Genomic DNA, 13867 nt, shown 5'->3' on the forward strand with positions numbered 1-13867 from the left:
TGACGTCCGTCCGCAGGCGACCCGCGCGACGAGCGGGGGCCGCCCGGCGGCGTCTGCACGTCGCGCGGCCGGGACGGCGCAGGTCGGGCGGTTTCGCGGGGGACGGCCGGCGCGGTTCCCGCTGCGGGACGCGACAAGGATCACAGGCATGCACAGGACTGTGTCCGCGGAACTGGGCAGAAGTCCCAGGCCAGGGGGCACTTGGATGCGGCATGCAACGAGGGGCACACGGTACGTAAGGGGTGCAATCCCCCGTATGGTCGTTTTTCGACCTGCCGCGTGCAGGTCGTTCTCGGCCCGCCCGTCAGCGCCGTCGCGCAGGCCGCGTCCCTGTCCCCGTCGAGAGGTAGGCGAGCGAAGCCTTGTCGGCTGCCACAGTCGCTGCACCCCCGTCCCTGTCCGTCTCCAGGCACCGCGATGCCACCGCCACCGACCCGGCCCTCGTGAAGCGCGCCGTGCGGGCGGCGGCGCTCGGCAACGCGATGGAATGGTTCGACTTCGGTGTCTACAGCTACATCGCGGTGACCCTGGGCAAGGTCTTCTTCCCGTCCGGCAACCCGACGGCGCAGCTGCTCTCCACCTTCGGCGCCTTCGCCGCGGCCTTCGTGGTCCGCCCCATCGGCGGCATGGTCTTCGGGCCGCTCGGCGACCGCATCGGCCGCCAGAAGGTCCTGGCCGTCACCATGATCATGATGGCGGTCGGCACCTTCGCGATCGGACTGATCCCGTCCTACGCGACGATCGGCGTGGGCGCCCCCGTGCTCCTGCTGCTGGCGCGTCTGGTGCAGGGCTTCTCCACCGGCGGCGAGTACGCCGGCGCGACCACCTTCATCGCCGAGTACGCCCCGGACAAGAAGCGCGGCTTCCTCGGCAGCTGGCTGGAGTTCGGCACGCTCGCCGGCTACGTCGGCGGCGCCGGCCTGGTGACCCTGATGACGGCGCTGCTGTCCACCCACGACCTGGTCTCGTGGGGCTGGCGGATCCCCTTCCTGATCGCCGGCCCGATGGGCATCATCGGCCTGTACCTGCGGATGCGCCTGGAGGAGACCCCGGCGTTCGCGGCCGAGGTCGAGAAGGCGGAGACGAACCGCCCGAAGGTGGCGCTGCGCGAGATGGTCTCCGGCCAGTGGAAGGCGCTCGCGCTGTGCATGGCCCTGGTGCTGATCTACAACGTCACGGACTACATGCTGCTGTCGTACATGCCGAGCTACCTGACCAGCGAGCTCAAGTACGACGAGACGCACGGTCTGCTGGTGGTGCTCGGCGTGATGGTCCTGATGATGATCGTCCAGCCGTTCGCGGGCATGCTGAGCGACCGGATCGGCCTCCGCCCGATGATCGGGGTCGGCTGCGCGGGCTTCCTCGTCCTCTCGGTCCCGGCGCTGCTGCTGATCCGCCAGGGCAGCCTGCTGGCCGTCGCGCTGGGCATGGGCGCCCTGGGTCTGCTGCTGGTCTGCTTCACGGCGGCCATGCCGGCCGCGCTGCCGGCGCTGTTCCCGACCCGGGTCCGCTACGGCTCCCTGTCGATCGGGTTCAACGTGTCGGTGTCCCTGTTCGGAGGCACCACCCCGCTGGTGGTCACGGCGCTGATCGGCGCCACCGGCAACATGATGATGCCCGCCTACTACATGATGGCGGCCTCCGTGATCGGCGGTGCGGCGGTGTGGTTCATGGCCGAGTCGGCCGGCCGCCCGCTGCCCGGCTCCGGCCCGGCCGTCGAGCGCCGCGAGGACGCCCGCCGCTGACCCACGGCCCGGTGCGGTCCCCCGGGGCCGCACCGGCGGGAACCACGCCCTCCGTCCCACCGTCTGTTCCCCTGCGGTGACGGGACGGGGGGCGTCGGCATGGTCGGATTGCTGCGGCGGACGGGGGCGGCGGGCGCACGGGTGCGCGTGCTGGCGCTCGCCCTGGCCCTGCTCGGCATCCAGCTGGGCTCCCTCGTGGCGCCCGCGTACGCGTGCGGCTGCGGCGCGATGGTGCCGGAGCACGGCCGGCGGATCGCGGTGGGCCGCGAGGTGTCCGCGGTCCGCTGGGACGGCCGGCAGGAGCAGATCGTGATGCGGCTGACCGTGACCGGCGACGCCGGCCGGGCCGCGTGGATCATGCCGGTGCCGCACCGCGCGACCGTGCGGCTGGGCGACCCCGCGCTCTTCGACGCGCTCGGCGCCGCGACCGCCCCCGCCCACCGGATCCGCTACCACTTCTGGCCGCGGGACGGGGAGGGGCCCTTCGGCCACGGCGACGGCGCGGCCGCCCCGGGCGCCGCGGCCGGCCCGGCGTCGGGGTGGTCGAGCGGCGACGGCTCGGCCCGTTCGACGTGGCCCGGCTGACGGCGACCGACCCCGGCGCCCTGGCCGGCTGGCTGCACGGCCACGGCTTCGCCCTGCCGGCCCGGCTCGGGAGAGCACTCCGGCCCTACGTCGACCGCCGCTGGGAGTACGTGGCGGTCCGGCTGACGCCCGGCGGCCCCGGCGCGTCCGCCGCCCTGGACGGCACCCTGGACCCGCTGCACCTCACCTTCGCCGCCGACGCCCCGGTGTACCCGATGCGGCTGTCCCGGCTGGCGCGCACCCCGCAGTCGCTCTCGCTCTACCTGCTGGCCGCCCACCGCATGGAACCGGCGTCCACGATCGGCGGCGCCCCCTGGCGGGTCGGCTTCGCCGGACGGCTCGCCCGCACCGGCGGCCCGCTCGGGCGGCTGACCGCCGGGGGCACCTCGTACCTCACCGCCGTCGGCCAGGAGTTCCCCGTGCCGTCCCGGATCTCCGGCGACCACCGGCTGCGCCGCGCGGGCACCGACGCGGGGTACCGGCAGGTGATCTACAGCGACCGGCTCCTGGAGGTGGGCGGCGTCCCCGCATGGCTGCTGACGGCCGGGGGCGGCCTCGCCCTGGCCACGGCCGCCGGAGCGCTTCTCGCGGTGCGCCGGTCCCGGCGCCCGGTGCCGGCTCCGCCACCGGTGCGGACACCTCCGCCGATCGGCTGAAAAACGCTGACATCCCCGCCGCCACCCGGCTATATTCGTTAGCGCAGCTAGTTAGACACTCTAACTAGCGCCCCGGCAGGCACCGTTCGCCCGTCAGGGGGCGGCGCCCGGTGCGTGCGGGTGCCCCCTGCTCGAAGAGCTCGGGGGAGCGTGCCGGCGCCGCGACGGGGCGAACGCTGCCCGTCGGGGCACTCGACATACGAAAGGGTTGGTGCATGAGCGACTCGCAGCTCTGGGACGACGTCGATTCCTACTTCAGCACGCTGCTCTCCCCCGAGGACGACGCGCTGCAGGCCGCGCTGCGCGACAGCGACGCCGAGGGCCTGCCCCACATCAACGTCGCGCCGAACCAGGGCAAGCTCCTGCAGCTCCTGGCCCGGATCCAGGGCGCCCGCACCGTCCTGGAGATCGGCACGCTCGGCGGGTACAGCACCATCTGGCTCGCCCGCGCCCTTCCCGAGGACGGGCGCCTGGTCACCCTGGAGTTCGACGCCCACCACGCGGACGTCGCCCGCCGCAACCTCGCGCGGGCCGGGCTGGAGCGGATCACCGAGGTGCGGGTGGGCCCGGCCCTGGAGTCCCTGCCCAAGCTCGCCGACGAGAACCCGCCACCCTTCGACCTGGTCTTCATCGACGCCGACAAGGCCAACAACGCGCACTACGTGGAGTGGGCGCTGAAGCTGACCAGTGCCGGCAGCCTCATCGTCGTGGACAACGTGGTGCGCGAGGGAGGTGTCGTCGACCCGGACAGCGCCGACCCGAGCGTGCGCGGCACCCGGGCCGCCCTCCAGCTGATCGCCGAGCACCCGAGGCTGGAGGGCACGGCCGTCCAGACGGTGGGCAGCAAGGGCCACGACGGCTTCGCACTGGCCCGCGTGCTGGGCTAGCCCGCGCCCCGGGCAGCCCGCGTGCCGCGGCAGGGCTCCCCGGGGCGGACCCGGGCTCCCCGGCGTCAGACCTCGTGGAAGAAGCCCACGTTGACGCTGCGGGGGCCGGTGCGGTCCTGGACCACGATCTCGCCGGCGCCGCCCCGGGGCAGCGGGGCGGCGCCGCCGTAGACGAGCGGCTGGGCGTACTCGCCGACGACCATCCTGACCTCGGAGGACGGGTCCGGCTGGGAGCCGCGCAGCCAGGTGACCTGCCAGGTGCCGTCCGCCCCGCACTGGAACTCCAGATGCACCCGGGAGACGAACAGCCAGTCCTCGGGTGTCACCAGCCGGCACACCGCCCGGTCCCGGCCCACCCGCAGCACGGCACCCGGTTCGCTGGGCGCGTCGGCCATGAGCATGCCCGCCGTGGCACCCGCGTCGGTCCCCGAGACGGTGGCCATGGTGAGTTCGAGCACGTGCGCTCCTCGTGGTTCGGGGCGCCCGAGCCGCTGCCTCGTGCTCGGCTGCGCCAATGCCGTTGCCCGTGCGCCCGGTTGGCGCTCCGCGGCCGCATGATAAATCGCCCGGCCCCGGCATGTCCGGCACAATGGAGACATGACCGAGCGAAAGCCCCCCGGTGTCCCGTTCGAGTCCTGGGTCGACAAACAGATCCGTGACGCCCAGGCGCGCGGCGAGTTCGACCGGTTGCCCGGAGCGGGGAAGCCCTTGCCGTCCGAGTCGGCGTACGACGAACTGTGGTGGGTCAAGAGCAAGATGGCCCGCGAGGGACTGTCTGCCCTGCCGCCGACGCTCGCGCTGCGCAAGGAGGCCGAGGACGCGCTCGCGGCCGCCTACGCGGCCCCTTCGGAGCGGGTCGTCCGCACGATCGTCGCCGCGATCAACACCAAGATCCTCGACATGATGGTCAAGCCGCCGCCCGGCCCACCGCTGGGCCTCAAGCGGTACGACGTCGAGGAGGTCGTCCGCGAGTGGCACCGACGGCGCGGGCACCGGGCGGCGGCGGAGTAGGCCCACCGCGGCCCCGGTCCCGCGGCACCCGGACGCGCGGCGCCGGACAGGGACAGCGGCCCGTGAGGCGCGCCCGGGTCCGCGGTGCACGAGCCGCGGCGCCCACCGTCCGGACGCCGCGGCACCGGACCGCGGCACCCGGACGGTCGACGCCTCCCGGGGCACCGCGGATCCGGGATCGCGGTGCCCCGGGAGGCGGTGCCGGGCCGGTCGGGTCAGAGGTGCAGCAGCCGGTCGGCCAGTTCCCGGTAGTCCCGCAGGGCCAGCCGCAGTCGCTCGGTGTCGGAGGCCGCGGTCCCGGAGGCGTCCCCGCCCCCCGGCTGCCAGGCGGCGCGCAGCGTGCGGCGCCGCTCGGTGAGGGCCTCCGTGAAGCGGGCGGCGAGTTCCTCCACGACCCGGTCCGCCTCCTCGACCGCGTCCCGCGGCCCGTCGACGAAGCCGGTGACGGCCTGCCGCAGCCGCGCCCCGATCTTGTCTCCCTCGTCCGCGTGGAGGAGCGGCGACGCGGTGTCCTCCTCCCGGGTGTGGTCCCGGCCCGGCTCGACTCCCGGGGCGGTCCCGCCGACGGCGCCGTGCCCGGCCCCGGCCTCACGGCCCGGGTCCGCACCGGTGCCGATGCCAGTGCTGGTGACAGCGTCCCGGCCGGCCGGTGCATCGGCCCGGGTGGACCGGTCCGCCCCGGCGGCCACGTCCTTGCCGAGGGACGTGCGGGAGTCGGCGTCGTCGCCCGCACCGAGGGGTGCACGCGGGCCGGACCCGCCCGCACCCTGGCCGGACCGTACACGGGTGCCGGGGTCGTCCTCGCCGAGCGGTGCCCGCGTACCGGACTCGCTCTCGCCGAGCCGTGCGCGGGCGCCGGGCTCCTCGCCGGCGAGCGGCGCGTCGGTCCCGGTCCCCGGGGCCTCGGAGCGGGGCGCATCGGCGGAGGCGGGCCGGTCGCGGTTCATGCGGGGCGCCGCCTCCGCCGTGTCCGTCCCGGACGCGTCGGGCGCGGTCGCGGCGGACGTGCCGCCCCGCGGGTCCGCGGCGGCCGCGGAGCGGGATGCCGTCGGTGTTCCGGTGCCGGTGCCGGGGAGGGTGTCGCGGCCCGCGGCGGTCGGCGTGTCCGTGCCCGGAAGGGTGTCACGGCCGGCCGCCTCCCGGCCGCCGGAGCGCTGCGTGCCCGGAGCCGCCTCCCGGCCCGCGGGTATGTCCGTCTCCTGGGCCGGTCCGCGGCCGACATCGTCGGGGGCACGGCCGCTCGCGCCCTTCCCGTCCGGCAGGCGCCCGGTGTCCCTGTTCGCTGTCACGTCGGCCATTCCCCTCAACTCTCCTTCGTCTGACGTCGGTTCAGAGCCCAGCCCTGGTGCGCGGGGCTCTCGGTGCGGGCCGTGGCGGGCCGTTCGCCGGCACCGGACGCATCGCGGTTGCCGTCGGCGCCCGTTCCGGAGAGCAACTGCTCGAACAGGCCACGGGCCTCGACCAGGGACTCGCGCAGGTCCTCGGTGCCGGCCCCGTCCGCCGGAACGCCGCCCGCCGGGGCGTGCGCGGCACGGTGCACGCGCCGGTAGCCGTGGACGTGGTGGGCGTGGTGCACGGACAGCGCGGCGAGCTGGTCCTCGTACTGGCCGCCGTCCGGGAAGCCGCGCAGGCCGGCGAGTTCGGCGACCAGCCGGTCCGCCTCGGCCACGGCCTCCTGCGGGGCGTCGACGAACTGCTCCTGCACGGCCGTCCAGCGCGCCTCGAACCGCTCGCGGTCGGCCGGCTCCAGCGGCTTGTGCCGCAGGTCGCCGTGGCGTTCCACCCGTGCGGCGAGCTCGCGCTCGGCGGCCTTGGTGTCGCCGTCGTGGCGGGCGACGGCGCGCTCGTACTCGGGCCCGAAGCGCCGCTTCAGGTTCTGCCCGCCGAGCGGTACGCGGGCCCGCAGGCTGGGCACGGCCGCCACCACGGCGACGGCCGCCACGATCACGATCAAAAGGATGATCAAGGCTGTCAACATGAATGCCTTCCGGGGTGCGATCGGCCCAACCGGCCGGGTCCCGGTTCGGGTTGCCCGGAAGGCGGTCGGCAAACGACGCCCCCCGGACGGTGTGCACCGGAGGTGCGTGCGTGGCACCAGGAGACTGCGGACGGGGCACCGGCGCGGCTCCGGCCCCGCCGCGGACCGGCGCATCCGGGCCCCGGGCATTTCCGGTTGCGGGCCCGGCGGACGGCGGCGGAGCATGGCCCGCATGACCTGGACCGTCGCCCCCGAGCCGTACGACTCCCCCGCCGCCGCAGACCTGTGGCGGGCCTACTACACCGAGGTCAGCGACCGCTGGTACCTGCTGCACGAGGGGCACCGCACCGACCCCGGGGAGCTGGAGCGGGAGATCGCGGCGTACCGGGGCGAGGAACTCGCCCCGCCCCGCGGCCGGCTGCTGCTCGCCCGGTACGACGGCGCTCCGGCCGGCACGGCCGGGGTCCGCCTGCTGGACGCGGCGACCGCCGAGCTCACCCGGGTCTTCCTGCGCGAGGAGGCGCGCGGCAAGGGCGGCGCCGCGCTGCTGGTGGGCGCGGCCGAGGAGGAGGCCCGTGCGCTGGGCGCGGGCCGGATGATCCTGGACACCCGCAGCGACCTCGTCGAGGCGCGGGCCCTGTACGCGCGCCTCGGATACCGGGAGACGGCGCGGCACAACGACGAGCGGTACGCCGAGCACTGGTTCGCCAAGCCGCTGGACTGACACCCGCACGACGCCGGGCCGGCCGCGGGACCGCTTCTCAGGGCAGCCGGTTCACCGGCCGCTCGTCGTGCGGGCGTTCCGCGTCGGAGCCGCACATCTCGTCGGTGAGCACCCGCACCAGCTGCACCAGATCGGTCGGCCGGTCGGGCCCCCACCAGTCGCCCAGCAACTCGGCGAGGGACTCCTCGCGGGCCGTCGCGAGCCGGTCGGCGGTCTCCCGCCCGGACCCGGTGAGGAGCAGGTCGGGGCCCTCCCGCTCGCCCAGGCCGCGCTCCTCGATCTGCCGCGCGGCGTCCAGGACCACCTGCAGCGGCACCGGCCCGCGCTCGGCCAGCAGGGCGGGCTCGACCCGGCCGTACCGCTTGATCCGCAGCAGCAGCCAGCTCGTCGCGGGGAGCAGGTCGTAGCCGGCCCGCTCGGTGATTTGGCGGTACGTCTCCCGTCGCCCCTCCCGGGTGCCCAGCACCGACAGGGCGCGGCACACCTCGTCGTACGACGACCGCTCGACCGGGTTGGTCGCGAGCGTCTCGGTGCCGTCCGGTGCGGTGACGGAGCCGCGCAGCCGGTCCTCCTTGAGGAACCAGGACAGCAGGAAGCCGAGCAGGGCGACCGGGGCGGCGTAGAGGAAGACGCCGGTGATGGCGGAGGCGTAGGCGTGCAGGGCCGCCGGGCGGAGCGCGGGCGGCAGGGCCGCGATGCCGCGCGGGTCGGACTGCAGGGAGTCCGCGGAGACCCCGCCCGGCAGCGGCACGCCGGTGAAGGCGGCGGTGAGCTGCTCGCCGAGGCGGCTCGCGAAGACGGTGCCGAAGACGGCGACGCCGAAGGAGGCGCCGATGGAGCGGAAGAAGGTGGCGCCGGAGGTGGCGACGCCGAGGTCCTCGTAGCCCACGGCGTTCTGCACGATCAGCACCAGGACCTGCATCACCAGGCCGAGGCCCAGGCCGAACACGAAGAAGCACAGGCTCATCCCGGCGGTCGAGCTGTGCTCGTCGAGCCGGTGGAGCAGCAGCAGGCCGACGGTGGTGACGGCGGTGCCGGTGACCGGGAACACCTTCCAGCGGCCGGTGCGGCTGACGATCTGGCCCGAGCCGGTCGACGCCAGCAGCATGCCGGCGACCATCGGCAGCATGTGCACGCCGGACATGGTCGGTGACACGCCCTGGACCACCTGGAGGAACGTCGGCAGGTACGTCATCGCGCCGAACATGGCGAAGCCGACGATGAAGCTGATCACCGCGGAGAGCGTGAAGGTGCGGATGCGGAAGAGCTTCAGCGGCAGCACGGGCTCGGCCGCCCGGCGCTCCACCGCCACGAACGCGGCCGCGAGCGCCGCGCCCAGCACGATCAGGGCGACGACCTGGGGCGAGCCCCAGGCCCAGGTGGTGCCGCCGAGCGAGGCGACCAGGACCAGGCAGGTGGCGACCGAGGCGATGAGGAGGGTGCCGGGGTAGTCGATGCGGTGCCGCTGCGCGGTGCGCGGGATGCGCAGGGCGGCCGCGATCACGGCGAGCGCGACGACGCCGACGGGCAGGTTGACGTAGAAGACCCAGCGCCAGCTCAGGTGCTCGGTGAACAGGCCGCCGAGCAGCGGGCCGAGCACGCTGGTCGCTCCGAACACGGCGCCGAACAGGCCCTGGTAGCGGCCTCGCTCGCGGGGTGAGACGACGTCCCCGACGATCGCCATGGACAGCACCATCAGCCCGCCGCCGCCGAGGCCCTGCAACGCGCGGAAGCCGATCAGCTCGGGCATGTCCTGCGCCATGCCGCACAGGGCCGAGCCGGCCAGGAAGATGACGATGGCGGTCTGGAAGAGCCGCTTGCGGCCGTACTGGTCGCCGAGCTTGCCCCACAGCGGGGTCGCGGCGGTGGAGGCCAGCAGATAGGCGGTCACCACCCAGGACAGGTGCTCCAGGCCGCCGAGGTCGCTGACGATGGTGGGCAGCGCCGTGGACACGATGGTCTGGTCGAGGGCGGCCAGCAGCATGCCCAGCAGCAGCGCGCCGATCGACACGAGCACGTTGCCGGGCACGTGCCCGGACGCTCCGCCGCCGTGCGGCGGCACGGGGGGTGCGGGACGTGCGTCCTGCACGCCGCCGGTGGAGCCCGGCGTCCCGTGCGCATCCCCGGCCATGGCCATGGAGACCTCCCGACGGTGTGGTGACATCTCCCATCGTCAGTGCTGTAACCCGTTATGGCCCGTTGAGTCCGTTTGGAAGCATCCATTCCGGGGGGCTTCGGGGAGACGGTGTGGAGGGTGTCTGCATAATCTCCGGAGTTCTCAGGGGAGGGGACCGCACATGGAGGAGCCGAGGGGACACGCCTGCCCGGAGTGCCGGACGCCCCGGGGAGCCGACGGCACCCCTGCGTGCGGCTGCGGGCCGCGCGCGGCCGACGCCCTGCGCGACGCACGGACGGCCGAGGCGGCCGCGGCCGAGGACTTCGACCCGCTGCGGATCCGGCCCTACGTCGATCTCGAGGGGGACGGCAGGCGACCGGGCACCGCCCGGCCGGCCGGTGCCACCGGGGCGGGCCAGGACGGTGGGGAAGGGGCCGCCGGGGAGGCGGGCGCGACGGCATCCGCCGGACCGGGCGGCGGCACCGCTCACGGCGCGCCGGACCCCGGGGACCGGACGCGGCCGCTGCCCGCGGCGGAGACGGCGGACCCCGCGCATCCGTCGGCGTCCACGGTCCAGGCCCCGCGGGCCGAACCGGCCGCCGCACCGCGGGCGGAGGACCTGAGCCTGTTCGAACCGGGGCCCGGCGCACGGCCCGCCGGGACTGCCGGGGACGGGGATCCGGCGACCGGCGCACGACCGGGCACCGCCGGGGCGAACGGAGCCGGAGCACGGGCGGACACCGCCGGGGCGAACGGAGCCGGAACACGGCCGGGCGCCCCCGGGGGCCCCACCGGCGTGCAGGGTGCCCTCCCGGTGGACGCCCCCGGCGCCGGCCGGGCCCGTCCCGACCCGGTCGGCGCCGACCTGACCCCCTCGGCCGCCCACGGCGGTGCGGCCCCCTCGGACGTCGGTCCTCCGGAGGCCGTGGACGGCTGCGGCGGAGCGGACGGAGCGGGCCGGGAGGGCGAGCCGGCACGACGTGCGGGCCGGGTCCGCCGCCGGGTGCTGCTGCCGGCCGGCGCGGGCGCCGTGGTCGCGGCCGTGGCGGGCGCCGCGTTCGCCGGCGGCCTGCTCTCGTACGAGCCGCCGGCCCGGGAGGACGCCGCCCCGCGGGAGATACGGGCCCGCGTGCCCGAGGTTCCGGCCGGCACACCGTCGGCGTCCGTCCCGGCAGCGGCTTCTCCGCCGGCGCCGGCGGCGCCGGCACGCCCGGTGCCGGCCACCGACCCGAGTCCCTCGCCGTCCGCGTCGCCCTCGCCGTCGGCGGGCTCTCCGTCGCCGACCGCGTCGGGGGCGGGGCGGGGCACCGCCCCCGCCGGGCCGACGCAGACCGCGGCGACGGTCCGCGCCACCGCCACCGCGCGGGTCACGCCGGTGCTGCGGCCCGGCGACAGCGGCCCGGAGGTCACCGAACTCCAGCTCCGGCTGGACCAGTTGCAGCTCTACACGGGCCCGGACGACGGCTACTACGGCCGGCAGGTCGAGGACGCGGTCAGCACCTACCAGTGGGCCCGCGGCATCCGCGGCGACGACCCGGGCGTGTACGGCCCGGCCACCCGCACGAGCCTGGAGTCGGAGACGTCCCGGCCCTGACCGCAGCGGGCCGCGAAGCCGGCCGGGGAAGACTGCTATCCGGCGACGTGCAGCCGGACCGTGCCGTCCGGCCCGGTCTCCACGCGGATCGCGGTGAGGTCGGGCACGGTCACGTCCGGGCCGTGGGCGGCGGCGCGCGGTCCGATGCCGACGACCCGCATGCCCGCGGCGAGCCCGGCGGCGATCCCCGCGCCGGAGTCTTCGAGGACGACGCAGTCGGCGGGGTCGACGCCCAGTTCGGCGGCGCCCTTGAGGAAGCCCTCCGGGTCGGGCTTGCTCGCGCCGACGGACTCGGCGGTGATGCGGACGTCCGGCAGCGGGAGCCCGGCGGCCGCCATGCGGGCCGTGGACAGCGCCACGCCGGCGGAGGTGACGAGCGCGTGCGGGACGACCCGCAGCGCGGCGAGGAAGGCGGGCGCGCCGGGGACGGCGACCACGCCGTCCATGTCGGCGGTCTCCGCGGCGAGCATGCGCGCGTTGTCGGCGAGGTTCTGCTCCACCGGGCGGTGCGGCAGCAGCAGGGCCATCGAGGCGTGGCCCTGGCGGCCGTGCACGACCTTCATCACCTCGTCGCCGGCCAGGCCGTGCTCCCCGGCCCAGCGGCGCCAGATGCGTTCGACGACGGCGTCGGAGTTGACGAGGGTGCCGTCCATGTCGAGCAGGAGGGCGCGGGCGGTGAGCACGGCGGTGGCCGGCATCGGCAGCTCCAGGGCGCGGCGGATGGTGCGAGGGCGGAGGCGTCATCGGGCCTCCGGGAGGACAAGGCGGCCCCGCCCGCCGGTCAGGGGAAACGGGCGGGAGCCACTTTGTTCCTCCACGGTACAAAACAAGACGGCCCGGCGCCAGCGGCCCCCCGGACTCTCCTCCGGAGGTTCACCGGCCGTTCGGTTCAGCCGGCCACGGCCTCGTAGAGGCTCCACCCGCCGAGCGCGATCATGAGAAGCGCGGCGATCTTGGTGATCAGGGCCAGCGGAACCCGTTTCATCAGCGCCTTTCCGCCGACGATGCCGAGTCCGGCGACCGCCCACAGTCCCAGAACCGCACCGAGGCCCACGGACAGCGGGTCGTCGTAGCGGGCCGCGAGGTTGGCCGTCATGATCTGCGTCAGGTCACCGAACTCGGCGACCAGGATGAGCATGAACCCGGTCCCGGCGACCTTCCAGAAGGTCTGGTCCCCGGGCCGGCGGATCTCCTCCTCGCCGTCGCCCTTCTGCAGCAGCAGCATCGCGGCGCCACCCAGGAAGAGGACGCCCGTCACGGCGTGCACGGTCCGCTGCGGCAGCAGCGTGAGCACGCTGCCGGCCGCGACGGCGAGGGCGACGTGCAGCAGGAAGGCGGCGGCGACTCCGGCGAAGACGTACGACGCGCGGTAGCGGGCGCCGAGGACGAGGCCGGCGAGGGCCGTCTTGTCCGGCAGCTCGGCCAGGAAGACGACGCCGAAGACGACCGCCAGGACGGTGATGCTGATCAAAATTCCTCAATCGGTCGGGGCCGCCCCGCCGAGAGTGCGTGCTGCTCTGCGAACACCTCGGCGCGACAGCACACGGATCACCCGCACCACGGGCACGGGCGTGCACTGCTGGCCGAAGGTCTCGCTGGCCGGCCCCGTGTCCGAGGCCTGCCTCCGGGCGCCGGCTCAGGCGAGCTGAGCAGTGTGTCGACGGTCCGGCGAAGAGCTACTCCCCTTCTGCGCCGCCCATGCTACGCGACGACTCCCGTCCACCCCAAGGGAAGGTCGGCACCGTCACACCCCTTGTTGTGACATGCGCGCGTCATTAGTTTCTTACCGAACACTCACCTTCCCGCAACGGGGGGTCGCGAGCATTCCCCTGCCCGCACCCCAACACCCCACATTTCCACGGGAGTTCGCATGTCCAGATGCTACGCGCGTCAACGGCTCGGCTTCGTGGCCGCGCTCACCGGACTCATAGCCTCCGTCGGGCTGCTCAACGGCCCGGCCGCCTCCGCCGCCCTGCCGACGCCGGTCAGCGCGGCCACCGCCCGCAGCTACCTGTCCTCGCTGACCGTGGCCACCGAGAACCACACCGGCTACAACCGCGACCTCTTCCCGCTCTGGATCACCGTCAGCGGCACCTGCAACACCCGTGAGACGGTCCTGGAGCGCGACGGCACGAACGTCGTCACCGACTCCTCCTGCGCGGCCACCAGCGGCAGTTGGTACTCCCCCTACGACGGCGCCACCTGGACCGCCGCCTCCGACCTGGACATCGACCACCTGGTCCCGCTCGCCGAGGCCTGGGACTCCGGGGCGGGCAAATGGACCACCGCCCGGCGCCAGGCGTTCGCCAACGATCTGACCCGCCCGCAGCTCCTCGCCGTCACCGACAACGTCAACCAGGCCAAGGGCGACCAGGACCCGGCCACCTGGGTGCCGTCCCGCTCGGCCTACGTGTGCACGTACGTCCGCGCCTGGGTGCAGGTGAAGTACTACTACGGCCTGTCCGTGGACTCCGCCGAGAAGAGCGCGCTCCAGGGATACCTCGCGAACTGCTGACCCCCCGGACCTCCCCCGCGACCTCCGTCGTTCCGTACCGTACGGGGCGACGAAGG

General features: G+C 74.9%; 14 protein-coding genes. 8 read left to right on the forward strand and 6 right to left on the reverse strand.

Features of this window, described 5'->3' with window-relative positions:
- Positions 1-362 precede the first annotated feature (362 nt).
- From proP to P3H78_RS01410, 4 genes are all read left to right on the forward strand, one after another.
- Positions 363-1745, forward strand: a complete 1383-nt coding sequence (gene proP, locus P3H78_RS01400) for a glycine betaine/L-proline transporter ProP (protein WP_276106846.1) — start codon at positions 363-365, stop codon at positions 1743-1745.
- A 99-nt stretch (positions 1746-1844) separates the two neighbouring features.
- Complete coding sequence (locus tag P3H78_RS33355) at positions 1845-2330, forward strand: DUF2330 domain-containing protein (protein ID WP_369015694.1); 486 nt, start codon at positions 1845-1847, stop codon at positions 2328-2330.
- The gene (locus P3H78_RS01405) at positions 2285-2986 is read left to right on the forward strand and encodes a DUF2330 domain-containing protein (protein ID WP_369015695.1); all 702 of its coding nucleotides are present in this window, start codon (positions 2285-2287) and stop codon (positions 2984-2986) included. Before P3H78_RS33355 ends, P3H78_RS01405 begins: the two co-directional genes overlap by 46 nt.
- A gap of 215 nt (positions 2987-3201) precedes the next feature.
- Positions 3202-3873, forward strand: coding sequence for an O-methyltransferase (locus tag P3H78_RS01410; RefSeq protein ID WP_276106847.1), 672 nt, complete (start codon positions 3202-3204; stop codon positions 3871-3873).
- 65 nt (positions 3874-3938) lie between these two features.
- Here P3H78_RS01410 and P3H78_RS01415 read toward each other — a convergent pair whose 3' ends face one another.
- A complete protein-coding gene (locus tag P3H78_RS01415) occupies positions 3939-4331 on the reverse strand; it encodes an FHA domain-containing protein (RefSeq protein WP_276106848.1) in 393 nt (130 codons plus the stop codon).
- A gap of 139 nt (positions 4332-4470) precedes the next feature.
- Here P3H78_RS01415 and P3H78_RS01420 point away from each other — a divergent pair, with 139 nt between their 5' ends.
- On the forward strand, positions 4471-4884 hold the full coding sequence (locus P3H78_RS01420) for a DnaJ family domain-containing protein (RefSeq protein ID WP_276106849.1): 414 nt from the start codon (positions 4471-4473) through the stop codon (positions 4882-4884).
- A 215-nt stretch (positions 4885-5099) separates the two neighbouring features.
- Here the strand turns inward: P3H78_RS01420 and P3H78_RS01425 are convergent, their stop codons facing one another.
- Both P3H78_RS01425 and P3H78_RS01430 read right to left on the reverse strand, forming a co-directional pair.
- The gene (locus P3H78_RS01425; RefSeq protein ID WP_276106850.1) at positions 5100-6182 is read right to left on the reverse strand and encodes a hypothetical protein; all 1083 of its coding nucleotides are present in this window, start codon (positions 6180-6182) and stop codon (positions 5100-5102) included.
- 5 nt (positions 6183-6187) lie between these two features.
- Positions 6188-6862, reverse strand: a complete 675-nt coding sequence (locus tag P3H78_RS01430; protein ID WP_276106851.1) for a hypothetical protein — start codon at positions 6860-6862, stop codon at positions 6188-6190.
- A 232-nt stretch (positions 6863-7094) separates the two neighbouring features.
- Between P3H78_RS01430 and P3H78_RS01435 the strand changes: the two genes are divergently transcribed.
- Positions 7095-7586 carry a GNAT family N-acetyltransferase gene (locus tag P3H78_RS01435; protein WP_276106852.1) on the forward strand — a complete coding sequence of 164 codons (492 nt, stop codon included), beginning with the start codon at positions 7095-7097 and terminating at the stop codon, positions 7584-7586.
- A gap of 37 nt (positions 7587-7623) precedes the next feature.
- On the opposite strand, the gene P3H78_RS01440 is transcribed toward P3H78_RS01435, so the two are convergent.
- Positions 7624-9717, reverse strand: coding sequence for an MDR family MFS transporter (locus P3H78_RS01440; protein WP_276107320.1), 2094 nt, complete (start codon positions 9715-9717; stop codon positions 7624-7626).
- A gap of 166 nt (positions 9718-9883) precedes the next feature.
- Here P3H78_RS01440 and P3H78_RS01445 point away from each other — a divergent pair, with 166 nt between their 5' ends.
- Entirely contained in the window at positions 9884-11296 is a 1413-nt protein-coding gene (locus P3H78_RS01445) for a peptidoglycan-binding domain-containing protein (RefSeq protein WP_276106853.1), read from the forward strand.
- A 35-nt stretch (positions 11297-11331) separates the two neighbouring features.
- Here P3H78_RS01445 and P3H78_RS01450 read toward each other — a convergent pair whose 3' ends face one another.
- Positions 11332-11994, reverse strand: coding sequence for an HAD-IA family hydrolase (locus tag P3H78_RS01450; protein ID WP_276106854.1), 663 nt, complete (start codon positions 11992-11994; stop codon positions 11332-11334).
- Between the two features lie 191 nt (positions 11995-12185).
- The gene (locus P3H78_RS01455) at positions 12186-12767 is read right to left on the reverse strand and encodes a TMEM165/GDT1 family protein (RefSeq protein WP_276106855.1); all 582 of its coding nucleotides are present in this window, start codon (positions 12765-12767) and stop codon (positions 12186-12188) included.
- A gap of 399 nt (positions 12768-13166) precedes the next feature.
- Between P3H78_RS01455 and P3H78_RS01460 the strand changes: the two genes are divergently transcribed.
- Positions 13167-13811, forward strand: a complete 645-nt coding sequence (locus P3H78_RS01460; RefSeq protein WP_276106856.1) for an HNH endonuclease family protein — start codon at positions 13167-13169, stop codon at positions 13809-13811.
- Positions 13812-13867: the final 56 nt, after the last annotated feature.

The sequence above is a fragment of the Streptomyces tropicalis genome, assembly GCF_029269835.1.
GTDB classification, from domain to species: Bacteria; Actinomycetota; Actinomycetes; order Streptomycetales; family Streptomycetaceae; genus Streptomyces; species Streptomyces tropicalis.

Coding starts and splice junctions, on each gene's coding strand:
- P3H78_RS01420 (WP_276106849.1), top strand. CDS start 4,471: ATGACCGAGCGAAAGCCCCCCGGTGTCCCGTTCGAGTCCTGGGTCGAC.
- P3H78_RS01460 (WP_276106856.1), top strand. CDS start 13,167: ATGTCCAGATGCTACGCGCGTCAACGGCTCGGCTTCGTGGCCGCGCTC.
- P3H78_RS01410 (WP_276106847.1), top strand. CDS start 3,202: ATGAGCGACTCGCAGCTCTGGGACGACGTCGATTCCTACTTCAGCACG.
- P3H78_RS01435 (WP_276106852.1), top strand. CDS start 7,095: ATGACCTGGACCGTCGCCCCCGAGCCGTACGACTCCCCCGCCGCCGCA.
- P3H78_RS01440 (WP_276107320.1), bottom strand. CDS start 9,717: ATGGCCGGGGATGCGCACGGGACGCCGGGCTCCACCGGCGGCGTGCAG.
- P3H78_RS33355 (WP_369015694.1), top strand. CDS start 1,845: ATGGTCGGATTGCTGCGGCGGACGGGGGCGGCGGGCGCACGGGTGCGC.
- P3H78_RS01450 (WP_276106854.1), bottom strand. CDS start 11,994: ATGCCGGCCACCGCCGTGCTCACCGCCCGCGCCCTCCTGCTCGACATG.
- P3H78_RS01430 (WP_276106851.1), bottom strand. CDS start 6,862: ATGTTGACAGCCTTGATCATCCTTTTGATCGTGATCGTGGCGGCCGTC.
- P3H78_RS01445 (WP_276106853.1), top strand. CDS start 9,884: ATGGAGGAGCCGAGGGGACACGCCTGCCCGGAGTGCCGGACGCCCCGG.
- P3H78_RS01425 (WP_276106850.1), bottom strand. CDS start 6,182: ATGGCCGACGTGACAGCGAACAGGGACACCGGGCGCCTGCCGGACGGG.